Consider the following 19509-nt stretch of genomic DNA (forward strand, 5'->3'; position numbering starts at 1 on the left):
CAGCGCCGCGACGAGCCCATCAGCCCTCCGGCGCCTCGAGCTCGCCCGGATCAGCGATCGCGGTCCCGCCCCGGGCCATGCCGCTCGCCGCCGTCGTCTCGCGGTAGACGCTCACGGCATCGTCGACACACATGACGACGAGATCTCCCGGCCGAGCGCGGGCGAGGCCCTCGCGGACCGCCGTGAGCTCATCGAGGATCGCCTCGGCACGCCCCACCCGGACCGACCCGCCGGCGCGCGCCTCCTCGATGCCGGCCAGGACGTTCGCGGCACTCGCCCCGGGCTCCCGTCCGCGGCGGTTCCTGTCCTCGCGGACGAGGATCTCGTCGAACGACCCGGCGGCGAGCGCGCCATACATCCGCTGGTCCTCGTCGCGCCGGTCGCCGGGGATGCCGATCACGCCGATCGCCCGCCCGCTCCGCCCCGCGCGCTCAGGACCGCCGGTCCGCGCCACCCTTCGCCCGGCCTGCCGGCGTTCCCGGCCCATCTCGGCCACGGAGAGGGAGTCCGCCATCATCCGGTCGACGAAATCCGCGAGCTGTCGCATCCCGTCGACGTTGTGGCAGTAGTCGATGACCGCCCGCACGCCGCCGCCCACCTCGAGGAGGTTGAGCCGACCGGGCGCCTGGAAGAACGACGTCGAGAAGGTTCGGAGGCCCTGCCGGATGTCGTGGAGATGCGCCCCGGCGGCCCACGCCCCGGCCGCCGCTGCGAGGGCGTTCGCGACGTTCATCCGCGCCCGCCCGCCGAACGTGGCCGGGATGAGGTGGGTGAACAGTACCGGCATGGTCCGTGAGCCGAGCCGGAGGACGATGAGCTCGCCGTCCGGTGCCTCCTGGAGGGCGAACGCCGCGCCACCCCGCCCGGCGTGGCCGTCCACACGGTCGTACCCTTCCTCGCCCTTCGCCGTCGACATGCTGAAGTAGACGATCCGGCCGGCGCAATGGCGGCTCATCCGGGCGACGTGCGGATCGTCGGCGTTGAGGACGGCCGTCCCGGACCGCGGCACGGCCTCCACGACGACCGCCTTGACGTTGGCGAGCTGGCCGACCGTCGTGATCCCGCCGAGGCCGAGGTGATCGCCGCTGACATTGGTGACGACGGCGACGTCGTTGCGGTCGTAGCCGAGGCCTTCGCGGAGGATGCCGCCCCGGGCGACCTCGAAGACAGCGGTGTCCACCGTCGGGTTCTGAAGGACCATCTGGGCCGACCGCGGCCCGCTCATGTCGCCCTTTTTGATGAGCCGGCCGTCCACGACGATGCCGTCCGTGGAGGTCATCCCGACCCGGCGGCCCATGAGCTTGAGGATGTGGGAGATCATCCGCACGGTCGTGGTCTTGCCGTTGGTCCCGGTGACGGCGACGATCGGGATCCGCGCCGCCGAGCCCGGCGGGAACAGCGAGTCGACGACCGGCCGGGCCACGTACTGCGGCTCGCCCTCCGTGGGATGGGTGTGCATCCGGAAGCCGGGAGCGGCGTTCACCTCGACGATCGCTCCACCGGTCTCCCGGACCGGCGTCGCGATGTCCGGGCAGATGAAGTCGATGCCGGCGACGTCGAGGCCGATGACCCGGGCCGCTGTCTCGGCGATCTCCACGTTGTCCGGGTGGGCCTCCATCGTGCGGTCGATGGAGGTCCCGCCGGTCGACATGTTGCCGGTGAGGGCGAGCTTGATCCACGCCCCGGCCGGCGCCACCGCGTCGAGGTCGTGGCCCTGCGCGCGGACCAGGGCCGCCGCCCCCTCGTCCACCCGGATCCGGGTGAGGACCTTCTCGTGGCCGATGCCGCGGCGGGGGTCCGCATTGGCGAGCTCGACGAGCTCGCGGACGGTGTGCTCGCCGTCGCCCGTGACGCTCGCCGGTACCCGTTCGGCGACCGCCGCCAGCCGGCCTCCGATGACGAGGACGCGGTAGTCATTGCCGGCGACGTACGTCTCGACGACGACGTCCCCGGCCCGGCTCTCGCGAAGGGCGCCGTCGAACGCAGCCCGGACGTCCTCCTCCGAGCGGAGATCGAGGTGGACACCACGGCCGTGGTTGCCATCGAGCGGCTTCACGACGCAGGGGAACCCGAGCCGTCGCGCCGCCGCCGCGGCAGCGTCCGCGGAATCGACGACCTCGGACCGCGGGACGGGCAGGCCGGCGGAGTCGAGGAGCCGGTTCGTCAGGCTCTTGTCCGAGGCGACATCGACCCCGATCGCCGATGTCCGGGAGGTCATCGTCGCCCGGATGCGCTGCTGGTGGACGCCCTGGCCGAGCTGGACGAGCGAGTGGCGGTCGAGCCGCATGTACGGGATGTCGCGGCTCACCGCCTCGTCGATGAGGGCCTGGGTGGACGGCCCGAAGGCGAGGCGCTCGGCGAGCCGGATGAGCCGTTCGAGCTCGACGAGGAGATCGAACGTCGGCGAAGCGGCCGGATCCACGAGGTGGTTGACGAGGTCGACGGCGATCCGACCCGCCTCGACGCCGACCTGCTCCTCGCGGTACTCGTAGATGACGTTGTACTGGCCGAGCGGTCCGGCCCCCCGCGTCTTGCCGTGGCGGACGCCCGTCCCGGCCAGGTTCTGGAGCTCGAGCGCGATGTGCTCGGCGATGTGGCCGCTCCATGTGCCCTCCCGGAGGCGGCTGATGAACCCGCCGCGGCGACCGAGCGAACAGGCGTGATCCTCGAGCGACGGCAGCAGCCCGACGAGCGCGTCGGTGAAGCCCGGCAGCAGCGTGGACGGGTACTGCTCGAGCACGCCGAGGTCGACGAGCATCCGGATGACGGGCTCGCGCGCCCAGTAATTCGCGCCCCGGAGGACGCGGGTCTCGAGGATGCGGAGCGTCGCTGCCAGCGGCTCGGTGGGAACGGGGACGGTCGTCGCGGCGGCGGCCCGCCGGCGCTGGCCCGGAGCGGGAGCGGGAGCGGTGGAGGCCACGGGTTCCGTCCTCCTGCGACTGCGGAGCTGGCTCGGTGGTGACGGGGCGGGTCGGCGCGGAGTCGGCGGCTAGCTCGACGCGGCCTCGCCGGCCGCGACGGTGCGGAGGACCGGCACGTCCACCCGTCGCCGCGTCCGGAGGTCGAATCGGTAGCCGGCCGGGAGCGAATGAAGGATGACGTTGCCGACCATGATCGGCCGGTGGCCGCCGACCTCCCAGGCGTCCGTCTCCGAGCTCGAGCCATCGACCACGGTGATGCTGCCGCGCCCGACGACCTCCATGACGTGGTCCGGGCCGACGATCCCGGCCGTGTCCTCGTCCACGCCGAGCCCGAGGAGGCCCGGATTCTGGGCGATGAGGCTGAGGAGGCGACCGAGCCGGTTCCGCTGCTGGAAGTGCTGGTCGACGATGACGCCCGGGAGGACGCCGAGGCCGGCCGCGATCTGGGCCATCCGCTGCTTGGGCGTCGCGCCGGAGGCCCCGAACGCGATCATGTGGCTGCTCGTCGCCGAGGCGCCGGCCGACGTGCCGGCGATCACCGCGCCGTCGTGGAACCGATCGAGGATCGCCTCGGCGAGCCGGGTCCCACCGAGGGTCGAGCTGAGCCGGAGCTGGTTGCCGCCGGTGAGGAAGATCCCGGTCGCGTCGCGGACCGCAGCGACGACCACCTCCTCGTTCGCCCCCTCACGCGTGACGGCGTGGATGGGCCGGACCGTCCGAACGCCGAGGTCGCCGAAGACCTGCCGATAGCGCTCGCCGGCCTCCGCCCCGAGCGAGGACGCGGTGCTGACGACGGCGACCGTCGCCGCGCGACCGCCCGCGAGGGCGACGAATCGGCTGAGGATGACCCGATCCCGGACCTTGTCCTCAGCGCCGCCGATGATGATCACGGTTCCTGCGGGCATCGTGGCGCGGAGTATAGACGGCAGGCTCACCGCGCCGGACGGGCGGACCGGGCCGGGCCGGCCGGGGCGGGACGGTACGGCGGGACGGGACGGGACGGGGCGCGGCCCAGCGGGACGGGGCGCGGCACAGCGGGACGGGGCGCGGCCCAGCGGGACGGGCCGGGGCGCGGCCCAGCGGGACGGGGCGCGGCACGGCGGGACGGGCCGGGGCGCGGCACAGCGGCTCCCGATCGGCGAGCATCCCTCCCCGACCGTTCGAGCGCCGAGCACGGTCGGTCCGTCAGAAGGTGCCAGATGGTCGCCAGGCGGGCGTTGGACGACCGTTGCATCGTCCGAGGGAGTCCACGCTTGTCGCGTCGTGCTTGATCCAGCTGATCTTCGAGAGCGGCAAACCGGCACCTGCCACGTGGATGGGCAGATGGCAGGAACAGACGGACGAACGACCGCCTGGGGAGCAGATGGCGGAAACGAGCCGCACTGTCGCGCCGCCGCACTGTCGAGCCGCCGGGCCGCCGCACCGCCGCCGCACCGCCGCACCGCCCCGCCGCCGAGCGGCCGGGCCGCCGGGCCGCCGCACCGCCGAGCCGCCGAGCCGCCGCACCGCACCGCCGAGATGACACCGACCGGGGCGGTGCGAGAATGACCGAGCGATGACCGCACGCCTCGATGCACCCACCCGTCGCCGGGCCGGCGTCTTCCGCCGGGCGATCCGCCGCGAGGCGTCGCGACTCCACGATCGTCGACGGCTCCTCGCGATGGCGATCCTCATCCTCGTCGGCGGGACGATCGGGGCGGGGATCATCGCCCGCGGTGATCCGGCCGGCGCGGACGCCCGGGCGTACTGGGCGGCGGTCCGGATCTGGCTCAACGGCGGCGACCCGTACCACCCGACGGGCCCGTTCCTGCCCTATGTGTATGCGCCGTGGATGCTCCCCCTGTTCACCCCGTGGGCCATCCTGCCGTGGGACGTCGCGTGGGTCGTCTGGCGCGGCAGCGCGATCCTCCTCCTCTTCTGGACGGTCGACTGGGCGTACCGGCGCCGGCCGCTCGCGACCGCGGCCGCCATCCTCGTCCTCGCCTTCCCCATCGGCGCCAACCTCGATACCGGCAACATCACCCTGTATCTCGCGTTCATGCTCTGGGGGGCCCAGTTCGCCGGGCCGCGCCTTGGCGGACTCCTCTGGGGCCTCGCGACGTGGATGAAATGGGTCCCCGCCCCGTACTGGATCATCCTCGCCCCGCGGGCCAGGTCATGGGGCCTGATCTGGCTGGCGGCGGCCGGGGTCCTGAGCATCATCACCCTGCCCCTCACGATCCTCCAGCTCCAGGCGCTGTTCGGCTTCGGTGCCCGGCCGATCCGACTCGACTACCTCGTCCTGCTGTGGGCCGTCGTGCCGTGGTGGTGGCGTCATCCGGACCCGGCCTGGTTCCTCCGACCCGCGCGATGGCCGGCGCTCCTCGCGGCGTCGCGCGAGCACCTCGGCGGGGTGGCCGCGCTCTGGCGGGCTGACCGGACCGCCGCCCTCGGGACGATCCATCGCGCTGGCCGGCTGCGGATCCGCGCGTACCTCGGGCTGGATCGACCGTCACGTCCGGCCTGACCGCTCCCCCGACGCCGTACCCGAAGACCGCTTGACGACGTCCGTCAAGCGAGGGCGACCGTCGTCCGGCGCGGGACGAGCCGCCGTTCGGTCGCCGCCGGGGCGACGAATCGGAAGAGGGAGCGATCGAGGGAGTAGATCCCCGTGCTCGCGAGCCGGATCGCGCCGAGGCGGAACGTGAAGACCGGGTTCTCCGGGTTGCCGGCGTAGTGATGGACGGTGCCGTCGGCGGTCAGGAGAGCGAAGTTCGCCGCCCCGCCGAACGCGTCGTGGAGCGCCGCGAGCAGGCGGGCCGGTGACTCGCCCGCCGTCCACGCGTCCTCGAGCCAGCGCTGCCCCACCTCGGAGTCCGCCCGGCCGTGGATCCGTCCCTCGGCTCGAAAGCGCGTCCGCCACGTCCGGTAGTCACCGAGGTCGCCGTTGTGGCTGAACGCGAACCGGCCCGCCGGATCGGGGAACGGTTGCGTGTCCGGGGCGCCGAGCGTCGAGAGCTTCGAGGGTCGGCGGAGGTGGACGAGGAGGCTCCGCGTCTCGATCGCAGCGAGGCGCTCGCGGGCCGGATCGTCACGAAAGGCCCGTACGTCCCGGTGCGTCTCGAGGCGCCCGTCAGCCGTCCGCCAGGCGGCACCCCAGCCGAACCCGGCGATGCCGAAGCGCTCGAGCCGCTCCGTGAACGGCCACAGCGCGGCGAGCGGGAAGGGCTCGTCGGCCCGGGCCACGTAGTGCTCGCACATCGCGGCCGATGATACGACCGCTCGCGAGCGTCCCCGTCCGGCGGGGGTCAAGTAGCAGTATCCTCCGAGCGTCCGGAGTCTCATCCACCTCTCAGGCGGATGGGCGGGGGAACGGGGCACGCAGGGGGAGAGATCAGCCGGTGATCCGAGGCCACCTGTTCGCGCTGCGCATGGGCCTCATGGCGTCCGACGCGGCGGCGGCGGCGATCCTCTTCGGTGTGATCAGCGTCATCCGCTTCAACGACGCCCGCTGGACGACGATGTGGGACGCCCTCGGCGTTGACGGCCGGATCGGCGCGGCGCTCTACGCGGCGGCCTGGGTCACCATCCTCTGGTACCTCGGGCTCTACCGGCTCCGCGTCCGCTGGTCGAGCAGCGCGGAGATCGGCGACCTCGCGGTGGCTGCCTTCGGCCTGGCCGTCGCGACGATGGCGTTCCTCTACCTCGTCAAGCTCCAGGGCGTCAGTCGGCTCTTCCTCGTCAGCCTCTTCCTCGTTCAGCCGGTACTCGCGTTCGCGGAGCGGGTGTTCTTCCGCTCCGTGTTCGGGCGGCTCCGGGCCCGTGGCTACAACCGCCGCTACATGCTCGTCGTGGGCGCCGGCGAGTTCGCCCAGGCGTTCGCGGACCGGGTGGAGGCTCACCGCCACCTGGGCCTCGAGGTGATCGGCCACCTGCGCACGCTGGCTGAGGAGACGATGGCGGTCAGCCGACCCATCCTCGGGACGACGGAGGAGCTCGGCCGGGTCTTCCACGAGCGGGTCATCGACGAGGTGGCCATCTGCCTCCCGATGGGCTCGGATGGGCTCGCCGATCCGATCGTCCGGATCGCCACGGATGAGGGCAAGATCGTGCGGGTGCCGTTCCAGCCGGCGATGGTGCCCCTGCCCGACGCCCGGATGGAGGAGTTCGAGGACCTGCTCGTCCGCTCGTACGCCAACGGACCGCAGCGCGTCGTGGGCCTCGCCGTGAAGCGGTTCGTGGACATCGGCGGCGCGGCGATCGGCCTCGTTCTCTTGAGCCCCGTCCTCCTCGTGGTGGCGGCTGCCATCCTCGTCCGGGAGGGCCGTCCCATCCTCTTCTCGCAGACCCGCGTCGGCCTCCACGGTCGGCCCTTCAGGATCTACAAGTTCCGGACGATGGTTCCGGACGCCGAAACGCGCTACTCAGAGGTTGCGGAGCTCTCTGACACGAAGGGGGCGGCGTTCAAGTTGAACGAGGACCCGAGAGTGACGAACCTCGGCGGAGCGCTCCGCAAGACGAGCCTGGACGAGCTTCCCCAGCTATGGAACGTCCTTCGCGGTGACATGAGCCTCGTGGGGCCTCGCCCGGCTCCTCCACGCGAGGTGGAGGCCTACGACATGTGGCACCGACGCCGACTGAGCGTAAAGCCCGGCATCACGGGGCTCTGGCAGGTAGAGGCGCGGTTCGACCGTCACTTCGATGACCGCGCAAACTTGGACCTGCGCTACATCGACCAGTGGTCGCTTTGGCTCGATATCAAGATCCTTGTTCGGACGGTCCCGGCAGTGTTCGTCCGCACGGGCAGGTAGCCAGGTGTCGCCCCCGACGCGCGCGGTCCCGTACACGCGCGCGACCCGCCGGGTCCGTCTGGCCGAGGTGCTCGAGGAACGGATCGTTGTCCTCGACGGGGCGATGGGCACGATGCTGCAGGCCCACCGCTTCGGCGAGACCGAGTATCGCGGTGACCGTTTTCGGGACCACCCCTTCGATGTGCGCGGCGACAACGACCTGCTGTGCCTGACCCAGCCATGGGCGGTGAGCGCGGTCCATGCCGCGTACCTCGACGCGGGCGCCGACATCGTGACGACGAATTCCTTCACCGCGACGCGCATCGCCCAGGCGGACTACGGTCTCGATCCGACCGTCGTGCGCGAGCTGAACGTCAGCGCCGCCCGCCTCGCCCGCGATGCCGCCGACGCGGCCGAGCGCGCCGAGCCCGGCCGGCCACGCTTCGTCGCGGGCGGCCTCGGTCCCACCAACCGGACCGCGTCGATCAGCCCGGACGTCGGCGACCCGGCGGCCCGCGGGGTGACCTGGGCGGAGCTCGAGCTGGCCTACCGCGAGGCCGCCGCAGGGCTCATCGAGGGCGGCGCCGACATCCTGCTCATCGAGACGATCTTCGACACCCTCAACGCGAAGGCCGCGATCTTCGCGGTCGAGTCGCTGTTCGAGGAACTCGGTGAGCGACTCCCGCTCATCATCTCCGGCACGATCGTCGACGCGTCCGGAAGAACGCTGTCCGGCCAGACCGTGGAGGCGTTCTGGCACAGCGTCCGCCACGCCGACCCTCTCATCGTCGGACTGAACTGCGCGCTCGGGCCAAAGCAGCTCCGCGAGCACCTCGACGTCCTGTCGCGGATCGCGGAGAAGCCCGTCTCGGCCTACCCGAACGCCGGGCTCCCCAACGAGTTCGGCGGCTACGACGAGACCCCGGAGGCGATGGCCGCGACGATGCGGGAGTGGGCGGAGCACGGCCTCCTCAACGTCGCCGGCGGCTGTTGTGGCACCACGCCGGCCCACGTCGCGGCGATCGCTGCCGCCGTCGCCGGCTTCCCGCCACGGCGCAGCCCGCGACCGCCTGCCGTCACCCGCCTCGCCGGCCTCGAGCCGCTCGTCATCCCGCCGCCCGGCAACGCCTTCGTCAACGTGGGCGAGCGGACGAACGTCACCGGCTCGCGCAAGTTCGCCCGCCTCATCGCCGACGGCCGCGAGGACGAGGCGGTCGCGGTGGCCCGGGAGCAGGTCGCCAACGGCGCGCAGCTCGTCGACGTGAACATGGACGAGGCGCTGCTCGACGGGGTTGCGGCGATGACCCGCTTCCTGCGGCGGATCGCTGCGGAGCCGGACATCGCGACCGTCCCGGTCATGGTGGACAGCTCGCGCTGGTCGGTGATCGAGGCAGGCCTCCAGCAGCTGCAGGGCAAAGGGGTCGTCAACTCGATCTCGCTCAAGGAGGGCGAGGCGGAGTTCCTGCGCCAGGCGCGGCTGTGCCGGCGCTACGGGGCCGCGGTCGTCGTCATGGCCTTCGACGAAGCGGGCCAGGCCGAGTCGGTCGAACGCCGCGTCGCCGTCTGCCGGCGGGCCTGGGAGCTGCTCACCGGCGTGGTGGGATTCCCCCCGGAGGACATCATCCTCGACGCCAACATCTTCGCCATCGCCACCGGCATCGAGGAGCACAACGGCTACGCGGTCTCGTTCATCGAGGCCGTCCGGCGGCTCAAGGCGGAGATGCCCGCCAGCCCCACCTCCGGCGGTGTCTCGAACGTCTCGTTCGCCTTCCGCGGCAACGATCGGGTCCGCGAGGCGATCCACTCGGTCTTCCTCTACCACGCCATCCAGGCGGGCCTCGACATGGCCATCGTCAACGCCGGCGTCCTGCCGGTCTACGACGACATCGACCCGGAGCTGCGCGAGCGCGTCGAGGACGCCGTCCTCAACCGCCGCCCCGATGCCGCCGAACGGCTGCTGGAGATCGCCACGCGCTACGCCGGCGAGAGCGGCATGGACCGTCCTGCGGAGGATCTCGCCTGGCGCGAACGGCCGGTCGACGAACGCCTGACCCACGCGCTCGTCGCAGGGATCGACGCCTGGATCGTCGAGGACACGGAGGAGGCCCGTTGCGCGACCGAGCGACCGCTCGACGTGATCGAGGGTCCACTCATGGCCGGGATGAACGTCGTCGGCGATCTCTTCGGGGCCGGCCGCATGTTCCTGCCGCAGGTCGTCAAGAGCGCCCGGGTGATGAAGAAGGCGGTCGCCCATCTCGTGCCGTATCTCGAGGCGCAGCGTGAGGGGACCGGCCGGCGAGCCGGCATCATCGTGACCGCGACGGTCAAGGGCGACGTCCACGACATCGGCAAGAAGATCGTCGGCGTCGTGCTGGGCTGCAACGACTACGAGATCGTGGACCTGGGGGTCATGGTCCCCGCGGCGCGGATCCTCGAGACCGCGATCGAACGCCACGCCGACCTGATCGGCCTGTCTGGGCTCATCACGCCCTCGCTCGACGAGATGGTCCACGTCGCCTCGGAGATGGAGCGCCTCGGGATGACGACGCCGCTGCTCATCGGTGGGGCCACGACGTCGCGGGCCCACACCGCGGTGAAGATCGCACCGGCGTATTCGGGGCCCGTCGTCCACGTCCTCGATGCGTCGCGGGCGGTCGGCGTCGCCGGGGCGCTCGTCGACCCCTCCCGGCGGACGGCGTATGCCGCAGCGATCCGCGAGGAGTACGAGACGCTCCGGCGCGAGCGGAGCGAACGGCGGGCCAAGGAACGCTCGCTCACGATCGCCGAGGCGCGCGCCAACCGGGTCGCGCTCGATTGGGACGCCGTCACGCCGCCACGACCCTCGTTCCTCGGCCTCCGCACCTTCGACCGCTACCCCCTCGCCGAGCTCGTCGAGCGGATCGACTGGACGCCGTTCTTCGCCACCTGGGAGCTCCGCGGCGCGTACCCCGCGATCCTCGACGACCCGCGGCTCGGGGCAGCCGCTCGCGACCTCCATCGTGACGCGCTCGCGCTGCTCGAGCGGATCGTGGCGGAGGATCGCCTCCGTGCCGCCGCGGTCGTCGGGTTCTGGCCGGCCGATTCGGTCGGCGACGACATCCCCGTCTGGCGTGACGAGGGCCGCGCCGAGCAGATCGCCACGTTCCGCACGCTCCGCCAGCAGATGGCCAAGACCGGCAGCCGGCCAAACGTCGCCCTCGCCGACTTCGTCGCCCCGCGCGAGAGCGGGCGCGGCGACTACATCGGGGCGTTCGCCGTCACCGCGGGCCACGGCCTCGACGGGCCGGACGGGCTCGTCGACGAGTTCGAGGCCGCCCACGACGACTACTCGGCGATCCTCGCCAAGGCCCTCGCGGACCGCCTGGCGGAGGCGCTGGCCGAACGGCTCCACGAGCGGGTCCGGCGCGAGCTGTGGGGCTACGCCCCGGACGAGGCACTCTCCAACAGCGACCTCATCGCCGAGCGCTACCAGGGGATCCGGCCGGCGCCCGGCTACCCGGCCTGCCCGGATCACACGGAGAAGCGGACCCTGTTCGAGCTGCTCGAGGCGGAGGCGCGGGCCGGCATGCAGCTCACCGAATCATGCGCGATGCTGCCCGGGGCGTCGGTCTGCGGCTACTACCTGTGGAACCCGCAGAGCCACTACTTCGGGGTCGGACGGATCGGCCGCGACCAGCTCGAGGACTACGCCGCGCGCAAGGGCGTGCCGCTCGCTGAGGCGGAACGCTGGCTCTCGCCCAACCTTGCCGATGCGCCGTCGGCGGAGGAGTGACGATGGCTGCCCGCAGCCGCTTCCGCGATCGCCTCGCCGCCGGCCCGCTGCTGGCCGATGGCGCCATGGGCACGCTGCTGTTCAGCCGCGGCATCCCGCAGCGGGCCGTGCTCGACGAGCTCGTCGCGACCCGCCCCGAGCTGATCGGCGCGATCCACCGGGAGTACCTCGCGGCAGGCGCCGACATCATCGAGACCGCGACCTTCGGGGCGAACCGCGTTCGCCTCGGCCCGTACGGCCTCGCCGATCAGGCCGGCCGCTTCGCTCGCCGCGGCGCCCAGCTCGCCCGAGAAGCGCGCGACGTCGTCGGGCGCGACGTGCTCGTGGCAGGATCGATCGGACCGCTCGGCGCGCCGACGCGGGAGATCCTCCATCTCGACGACCGCGCCATCCGGAGCGCCTTCCGCGAGACCATCGACGGCCTCCTGGAAGGCGGCGTGGACCTGTTCTGGTTCGAGACGTTCTCGCTCATCGACCACCTGGCGATCGCCATCGCCGAGGCTCGTTCGGCGGCCGCCGACCTGCCGATCGTGGCGCTCCTCACCTTCGGCGAGGACATCGCGCTCGCGGATGGGACGCCGCCGCGCGTGGCGGCGACCGCGCTGACGGACGCCGCCGACGTCGACGTCGTGGGCGTCAACTGCGGCGCCGGCCCGGTCGCCTGCGTGGAGGCGCTGACGGCGATGGGCGGGGTCGGGATAGGCGGTGCCGGGATGGGCGGGGTCGGTCGCGCGATCCTCCCGAACGCCGGGCTCCCCCAGCGCATCGAAGGCCAGTTCGTCTACGCCGCGGATCCCGACTACTTCGCCCGCATGGTCGGCGACATGATCGACGCCGGTGCCGTCATCGTCGGCGGGTGCTGCGGCACGACGCCAGAGCACATCGTCGCGATGCGCGCCGCGATCGACCTGGGTGGCGCCGCGACGGCGACTTCGGAATCCCGCGTCCCGCGCCCGGCGACCTCCTCCATCCGCACCGAGGTCGCGCCGACGACGGACGACCCCCCGCCGCCGACCGGCCTCGCCCGGGCCCTCGCGGACGGTCGATATGTGATCTCCGTCGAGATCGACCCACCGCGCTCCGTCCGCATCGAGCGCACCATCGAGGCCGCGCGGCTCCTCCAGGCCGCCGGCGTCGACCTGGTCAACGTCAGCGATTCGGCGATGGCCCGCGTCCGGATGGGCGCGCTCGCCGTGGCGTTCGGGATCCAGCACGACCTCGACCTCCAGTGCGTCGTGCACCTCACGACGCGCGACCGGAACCTCATGGCGCTCGAGTCGGAGCTGCTCGGGGCGCACGCCCTGGGTGTCCGCTCCATCCTGGCCCTGACCGGGGACCCGCCCCGGATCGGCGACTACCCCACCGGCACGGGGGTCTGGGACGTCGACTCCATCGGGCTCATCGAGATCCTCGCTCGCCTCAACCGCGGTGAGGACGCGGCCGGCTCACCGATCGGCCAGCGCGCCGGGTTCACGATCGCCTGCGCCCTCGACCCGACGGCGGCCGACACGGCCACCGAGTGGGATCGACTCGAGCGCAAGATCGCGACCGGGGCCCAGCTCATCATGACCCAGCCGCTCTATTCGATCGAGCAGGTCGAGGCGATGTTCACAGAAGCACGGCGACGGTTCGGCGACGGCGGCTTCCCGATCCCGCTCCTGCTCGGCGTCCTGCCGCTGCAGTCGGCGCGCCACGCCGAGTTCCTCCACAACGAGGTCCCCGGCATCACGATCCCGGACGTCACGCGACACGCCCTCCACGAGGCGGGCGAGCACGGCGCGGAAGTGGGGCTGCAGATCACCCAGCAGCTGCTGGACACCGTCGGCGAACGCGTCGCGGGCACCTACATCATGCCCTCGTTCGGCCGTTACGAGCAGGCCGCCGAACTGGTCCGCCGGCTGCGCGTGCGCTACCCGCAGGGTCAGCCGCGGTGACGGTCGGGGCGAGCGGTTCGGCCCCGCCCCTCCCCCTCCGCTCCCTCCGCTCCCTCCGCCCCCTCCGCTCCCTCCGCTCCCTCCGACCCCGCCGCTCCCTCCGCTCCCAATGCCCCCAATGTGGCCACATGCACGTCCTGCGAGCGCAAAGCCCGGAGGTCGGCGTTCGGAGAGCGGAGGCACGGTTCGTGGATGCGGTCGCAGGGCGGATCCACGCACGAACTGGTTCGTACCGAGGCACTGCCGGCCGGCCGTGGTGGCTCCGATACCCAGCTGAACCGTCCGAGCGTTCGTGGCACGAGAATCTGGCCACTTGCGAGAGATAGCGCGAGGGAGGCGGCCACTTGCGCGAGAGGGGGCGAGGGTCGGGCCGGCGGTTCCGGCACCGGCCGCTACGGGGCGCCGAAGATCGCGTGACCTCCGATGCGGCGCCAGCGGATCCCCGGCTCGCCCTCGATCTCGATCCACTCGAAGGTCGCCCGACCGTCTGGCCCGGCGAAGCTCCAGGTCATCTCCCACACTCCGGGCGCACCTTCGACATCCTTCACCCGAAGCGACGTCGGCCAGGGTGCCACCGGGTCCGCACGTCGTCGCTCGCAGGCCGGATGGAAGCGCTCGTTGACAGCCTTCCTGAACGTCGTCCGCTCGCGCCTCGAGAGTCGTGCCCAGTCGCCCTCGAATGCCGGGGTGATCTCGAACTTCAACGCGCCGACTCAGGAAGTCAGCGAGTTGTCGAGGTGCTCGAAGAGTGCATCGGGGCCATCGACGACGGTCACCTGGCCGGCGGCCACATGCGCATCCACTTCGCGCTCCATCGCCTGCCACCGTTCCGTCCAGAACCAGCGCTGATCCGCCGGCACGGGCAGGACCGGGCGCAACTCGATCCTGCCGTCCTCCTGCTCGATGATCTGGAGCTGGGCTCCGGGCTCGTCGAGATGGAGCCTCTGGCGAAGATCGACCGGGAGCGCGACGGTTCCACGCGACTGAAGCGTTACGAAGTGCGTCTTCACGCAAAGCAGCATAGCTGCAATGCGGCTGTCGTCAAGTCGCGCGATCGCTCGTGTGGAGCGTATGTGTGCTCGACCACCTGCTCGGTACTTCCGCGGCCGCCTCAGGCTACGTCCGAACCCGAATGTGGCCAGACTCCCGTCCTGCGAGCGCAAAGCCCGGAGGTCGGCGTTCGGAGAGCGGAGGCACGGTTCGTGGATGCGGTCGCAGGGCGGATCCACGCACGAACGGAGTCGCGCCGAGGCACTGCCGGCCGGTCACTGATGCTCCGACGCCCGGCTGAGCCGTCCGAGTGCTCGTGGCACGAGAATCTGGCCACTTGCGAGAGACGGGGCGAGACTCGCGCCCTTCAGGTCTCGGCGGAGCTCGAGGCATCGGAGCCCTCAAGATGCCCTGTCAGGCAGGACGATCGTGATCCGGGCGGCCTCGGCCAGGGTGCGCAGGAGTTCGAGGCCAGCGCCAATGCCCAGCGGCAAGGCCGGGCCCTCGCCAGGCAGGAGCATCTCTGGGTCGCCTCGGTCCTCTCGGTTGCCATAGAGCACGACCGACAGCGCTGTATCGCGCGCCCGAGACACCCAGACGAATCCGTCGGCGGTCGGAGCCGCCTTTCGCAGAAGCACCGCCTGCTCGATCGTCCACCGATACCGCTGCGAGGTCGATTCGATGAGGGCCGCTCGGGAAATCCCGATGCTGTGGAGGCCGTCGGTCGTCAGATCGACGAGGGTCAGCGAGCGAGCCGTGACAACCGGCGCGAGGATCCGGTCGATGTACTGGTTGGGCGCGATGCGGCGATCGCGGTGCGGCGGCCGCACGTCATGGAAGATCGACTCGAAGATTGCGCCTGCCTGGCTCGTGGCGCCGTACCAGGTGGGCACGACTGTGCCGTCGGACGAAACGATCGGGGAGAACCGAAAGAGCCGACCCGTGCGCGTCGAGAATCGCGTCGCGGTCGCGTCCTTTGAGACCCGCCAGAGCGTCCGGCCAGCCGGCCACTCAATCGTGCGGGGAGTGCCGTTGGGACGCCGCGGCACCCGGGGCACTCGTCAGTCCTCGGACAGCGATGCCTGGTAGGCGGCAGCCGCCACGACATCGTCGGGCGCGCTGACGAGTCGGTCGACCGGTCGCGCGCCGTCAAGGTAGCCGCTCGACCCGGTGAACCAGAGCAGGATCTCCCAGCCGCGGAGCTGTCCGGCAAGAGCGGTAAGAATCGTTGCGATGACCGGGCGAGGCGCTCCCTGGGCGAACTGGAAGGCCGGAAAGAGACGCCCGGCCGGCGTGTCGACGGCGAACACGAGTCCGTCGCGCAGCCAGCGGCTCGTGGTCGTGTGCGGGTTCTTCGCGCGTGAACCACGTGCGCTCGCCAGCTCCGCGCTCGTGAAGGCCCCGAACTCGGCGAGTGCCACCTCGCGCGCGGCCGCATTGCGCCGGACCTGGAGGGTCGCGGCCTCTGACATCGTGGAGGGTGCCGGCATCAACAGATCGATGAGGCGGACCTCGCGTTCAAGATCCGACCCGCCCCGTCTGAAACGCTCCGTGATCGCCCTGGTCACCTCCTCGGCGCCGGGCGCTCCCGCCATAGCCTTGGCCAACTGCGCGATGGCGTCCAACGTCGAGTGGTCACCATGGATCTTCAGCTCACCCTCCACCGACGCGCCACTCCGGCGCGGCGGCAGAGTAAGCGTCTGCGAATGAGCAGTCATCCGAGCACCTGCGTTATCAGAGCAAGTCGAGACCTAATGACTTGCACGACTAACTCTATCACGGGCCTGGGCACCGTCAAGCGAGGAGGGGAGGCCGGCCACGAACCCTCAATCCATCGCCGTCGAACGGAACGTTGATGTCCGTGTTGCGGAAGACGATCACCAGAACCAGCAAACTGGCACGAACAGCGCGAAACGGCCGCGTACTTGCTGGTATTTGCAGATACTTGACAGAACCACACCTTCGTGCGAGTCTCCGGCCACGATGAGCACCTTGCTGACAGCCGAGGACCTCGCTGAGCGCTACGGACAGCTCGTGACGCTGGACCAGCTCACGCGCTGGTTCGGCCAGAGTGCGCGTGCCGTTCGGGCGAGGCTGCGCGCCAATGGAGTCCGAACCATCGAGATCGGAGATCAGGAGTTTGTCCAGCTACCGGTGCTCGAGGCGTTGCTCGGGCTGGAGAACTCAACGGTCCTGGCTGGCCAGATCATGGCGCAGCGCCACCGCGCATGGCTGGTCACGCACCCAGACGGACGACGCAAGACGGTCGCGGAGCTCCAGGCTGACGTGGCGCGCGAGGCCGTGGCCCGCCGGGCGGCAATCGCTCGTTCGTGAGCTCGTCTCGGCCGTGCCTGATCGACACGAACGTCTTTGTCTGGATTCGCGATCGCGAGCTCGATCCCTTCGAGTACGTCGGATCCGCGGACCTCGCGATCTCTGACACGATCGCGACTGAGCTCCAGGGACCACTACCCGCCGACCACCCCACCGTGGTGGCCAACTGGACGCTGGCCCGTCGCATGGGCGGACAGGTCGTCGACGACACCGACATCGAGACTGGCCGCCTGGGCGAGGAGATCGAGGCAAGATACAAGCGCCACGACCCGCCCTCGGACGACCCCGCCGACGCGCTGATCGCGGCGGCGGCCATCCGATCAAGTCGAGTGCTGATCACGAGGAACTGGAAACACTTCCACTACGTGGCCGGACTCGATCTCGTGGACGCCAGGGTTCCCGTCTCCGGGGACCTCCTGGCGAACGTCGGGATCCAGCGCGGCAACCTCGACGCACCGTGTTGCCGCAGGGTGCGGCCGTGAGCGGGCGGGCAGCCTGAGCGGGTAGCCAGCAAAAGGCGTCGCCCACAACCAGCCGCACCATCGGCCATCTCGTGTACCGTGCGCTCGGACGGCAGGTGAAGGAGACCAAGGCGCATGTTCAGGATCGCGGCCATCCTCGCATTCGTCCTGCTCCTCGCGGCGGCGATCCCGAGCGCGGTTGCTGCAGATGCGCCGGCGCTGACGGGTGCCACGGTGATCCAGTCGACGAAGAATGACGTCTCCTCACCGCTCGGGTCATTCAGTAACAAAGACCAGGGCAACGTCAGGAAGGAGCAAGAGCGGCAGCAGCGCAGCCTGCCGCAGATCGCGACCAGCGCTGCCGACACCGCGGTGCAGTCCAGCGCGCTGGGTGCCGCCGCGCCGGCGGCCTCCTCGTCATTCGAGGGCATCGGCGGCGGGCTTCCCGGCTTCACGGTGCAGTACGCGCCGCCCGACACGAACGGCGCCGTCGGCCCCAACGACTTCGTGCAGACGGTGAACGTCTCCTTCGCGGTCTTCAGCAAGACCGGCAGCGTGCGCTACGGTCCGGTCGCGATCAACACGCTCTTCACCGGCTTCGGTGGGCTCTGCGAGACGGACAACGACGGTGACCCGACGGTGGTGTACGACCAGCTCGCCAATCGCTGGGTCATCACCCAGTTCGCCGTGAGCGGCGCGGACGGCACGTCCGTGCCGTACCTCGAGTGCGTCGCGATCTCGACGAGCGGCGACCCCACCGGCACGTACTATCGCTACTCGTTTCCCCTCAGCCGCTTCCCGGACTACCCGAAGCTCGGCGTGTGGCCGGACGCGTACTACATGTCGACGAATGACTTCAACGGGAACACGTTCGCCGGCGCGACGACCTGGGCCTTCGACCGGGCAAAGATGCTCGCCGGCCAGCCGGCGACTGCGCAGACCTTCCACCTCTCGACCGCATACGGTGGACTCCTGCCGTCGTCGCTCGACGGGAAGACCCAGCCACCGGCAGGCTCGCCGAATTACTTCGTGTCGCTCGGCACATCCACGAGCCTCTACCTCTGGAAATTCCACGCCGACTTCGCGAACGCGGCAAACTCGACGCTTGTCGGCCCGAGCTCGATCGCGGTGGCCGGCTACACGGAGCTCTGCGGCGGGGTCCCCTGCATCCGGCAGGCCGGGACCGCCCAGAAGCTCGACTCGCTCGGGGACCGTCTCATGTACCGGCTCGCCTACCGCAACTTCGGCGACCACGAGTCACTCGTCGTGACCCACAGCGTGGCTCCAGGTGCCGGCGGTGGCGGCGTGCGCTGGTACGAGATCCGCAACCCCGGCGGTACGCCGGTGGTCTACCAGCAGAGCACGTACGCACCCGACACGCAGTACCGCTGGATGGCCAGTGCGGCGATGGATCGCTCCGGCGACATCGGCATCGGCTACAGCCTGTCCAGCGCGTCCATCAACCCCGCGATCGCCTACAGCGGGCGTCTCGCCGGTGACCCGCTGAACACGCTCCAGGCGGAGACGATCCTGATCAGCGGGACGGGATCGCAAACTTCGACCCTGAACCGCTGGGGCGACTACAGCTCGATGGTCGTGGACCCGGTGGATGACTGCACCTTCTGGTTCACGACCGAGTACCTGACCACGAACGGCACGTTCAACTGGAACACGCGCATCGGCACGTTCAAGTTCCCGTCGTGCGTCCCGCTGGCAGCACCCGCCATCACGAGCGCGACCAGCGCGACCTTCACGGTTGGCAGTGCGGGCACGTTCACCGTCACCACGACCGGTGTCCCCACACCCACGATCACCGAGTCCGGCGCGCTGCCGAGCGGCGTGACGCTCACTGACAACGGGAACGGCACGGCCACCCTCGCGGGCACGCCTGGCCCGGCCACCGGTGGGACCTACCCGATCGCCATCAGCGCCGCCAACGGGGTCCTCCCGAACGCGTCTCAGAGCTTCACGCTGACGGTCACGACGCCCTCGTTCACCCTGTCGGGCACTGTCAGCACCACGAGCGCCGCCCCGATCTCGGGTGCCACCGTGTCGGCCTGGAACGCGACGACCGGCGCCTGGACGAACGCCGGCGTGACGGACGCGAGCGGCCTGTACAGCTTCACCCTGCCGCAGGGCTCCTACAAGCTGTACATCGAGCCCGTGTCCGGACCCTACGCCGCCCAATGGTTCGGCGGCACGAGCCTGGCGACGGCAACGCCCGTCACCCTCGGTGCTGCCAACCTGACCCAGAACCTCACCGTGTACGGCAGGTTCACCCTGTCGGGCACTGTCAGCACCACGAGCGCCGCCCCGATCTCGGGTGCC

At 70.9% G+C, this 19509-nt stretch carries 14 protein-coding genes; 7 read left to right on the forward strand and 7 right to left on the reverse strand.

What is annotated here, in order from left to right; all coding sequences use genetic code 11:
- Nucleotides 1-19 precede the first annotated feature (19 nt).
- Nucleotides 20-2836 carry a cyanophycin synthetase gene (cphA, locus tag IVW53_12710; protein ID MBF6606434.1) on the reverse strand — a complete coding sequence of 939 codons (2817 nt, stop codon included), beginning with the start codon at nucleotides 2834-2836 and terminating at the stop codon, nucleotides 20-22.
- Nucleotides 2837-2989: 153 nt separating this feature from the next.
- A complete protein-coding gene (locus IVW53_12715; protein MBF6606435.1) occupies nucleotides 2990-3826 on the reverse strand; it encodes a cyanophycinase in 837 nt (278 codons plus the stop codon).
- A gap of 650 nt (nucleotides 3827-4476) precedes the next feature.
- Here IVW53_12715 and IVW53_12720 point away from each other — a divergent pair.
- Complete coding sequence (locus IVW53_12720; protein MBF6606436.1) at nucleotides 4477-5427, forward strand: DUF2029 domain-containing protein; 951 nt, start codon at nucleotides 4477-4479, stop codon at nucleotides 5425-5427.
- A 44-nt stretch (nucleotides 5428-5471) separates the two neighbouring features.
- Here the strand turns inward: IVW53_12720 and IVW53_12725 are convergent, their stop codons facing one another.
- Nucleotides 5472-6161 carry a hypothetical protein gene (locus IVW53_12725; protein MBF6606437.1) on the reverse strand — a complete coding sequence of 230 codons (690 nt, stop codon included), beginning with the start codon at nucleotides 6159-6161 and terminating at the stop codon, nucleotides 5472-5474.
- A gap of 140 nt (nucleotides 6162-6301) precedes the next feature.
- Here IVW53_12725 and IVW53_12730 point away from each other — a divergent pair, with 140 nt between their 5' ends.
- The 3 genes from IVW53_12730 to IVW53_12740 are packed head-to-tail and all read left to right on the forward strand — an operon-like array spanning nucleotide 6302 to nucleotide 13396.
- The gene (locus IVW53_12730) at nucleotides 6302-7711 is read left to right on the forward strand and encodes a sugar transferase (protein MBF6606438.1); all 1410 of its coding nucleotides are present in this window, start codon (nucleotides 6302-6304) and stop codon (nucleotides 7709-7711) included.
- Entirely contained in the window at nucleotides 7602-11462 is a 3861-nt protein-coding gene (metH, locus tag IVW53_12735; GenBank protein MBF6606439.1) for a methionine synthase, read from the forward strand. The genes IVW53_12730 and metH overlap by 110 nt, the downstream gene beginning before the upstream one ends.
- Nucleotides 11463-11464: 2 nt before the next feature.
- Complete coding sequence (locus IVW53_12740) at nucleotides 11465-13396, forward strand: bifunctional homocysteine S-methyltransferase/methylenetetrahydrofolate reductase (GenBank protein ID MBF6606440.1); 1932 nt, start codon at nucleotides 11465-11467, stop codon at nucleotides 13394-13396.
- A gap of 392 nt (nucleotides 13397-13788) precedes the next feature.
- On the opposite strand, the gene IVW53_12745 is transcribed toward IVW53_12740, so the two are convergent.
- The 4 genes from IVW53_12745 to IVW53_12760 form a co-directional block, all read right to left on the reverse strand.
- Entirely contained in the window at nucleotides 13789-14100 is a 312-nt protein-coding gene (locus IVW53_12745) for a hypothetical protein (protein ID MBF6606441.1), read from the reverse strand.
- A gap of 9 nt (nucleotides 14101-14109) precedes the next feature.
- Entirely contained in the window at nucleotides 14110-14418 is a 309-nt protein-coding gene (locus IVW53_12750) for an AbrB/MazE/SpoVT family DNA-binding domain-containing protein (protein MBF6606442.1), read from the reverse strand.
- Nucleotides 14419-14787: 369 nt separating this feature from the next.
- Nucleotides 14788-15435, reverse strand: a complete 648-nt coding sequence (locus tag IVW53_12755) for an RES family NAD+ phosphorylase (protein ID MBF6606443.1) — start codon at nucleotides 15433-15435, stop codon at nucleotides 14788-14790.
- A 12-nt stretch (nucleotides 15436-15447) separates the two neighbouring features.
- Nucleotides 15448-15858 carry a hypothetical protein gene (locus IVW53_12760; protein MBF6606444.1) on the reverse strand — a complete coding sequence of 137 codons (411 nt, stop codon included), beginning with the start codon at nucleotides 15856-15858 and terminating at the stop codon, nucleotides 15448-15450.
- A 511-nt stretch (nucleotides 15859-16369) separates the two neighbouring features.
- Between IVW53_12760 and IVW53_12765 the strand changes: the two genes are divergently transcribed.
- The 3 genes from IVW53_12765 to IVW53_12775 form a co-directional block, all read left to right on the forward strand.
- Nucleotides 16370-16720 carry a hypothetical protein gene (locus IVW53_12765; GenBank protein ID MBF6606445.1) on the forward strand — a complete coding sequence of 117 codons (351 nt, stop codon included), beginning with the start codon at nucleotides 16370-16372 and terminating at the stop codon, nucleotides 16718-16720.
- Between the two features lie 185 nt (nucleotides 16721-16905).
- Nucleotides 16906-17202 carry a hypothetical protein gene (locus IVW53_12770; GenBank protein ID MBF6606446.1) on the forward strand — a complete coding sequence of 99 codons (297 nt, stop codon included), beginning with the start codon at nucleotides 16906-16908 and terminating at the stop codon, nucleotides 17200-17202.
- Between the two features lie 114 nt (nucleotides 17203-17316).
- On the forward strand, nucleotides 17317-19509 hold a 2193-nt coding region (locus tag IVW53_12775; protein MBF6606447.1), incomplete at its 3' end, for a carboxypeptidase regulatory-like domain-containing protein.

The organism is Chloroflexota bacterium (assembly GCA_015478725.1).
Lineage (GTDB): Bacteria > Chloroflexota > Limnocylindria > Limnocylindrales > CSP1-4 > C-114.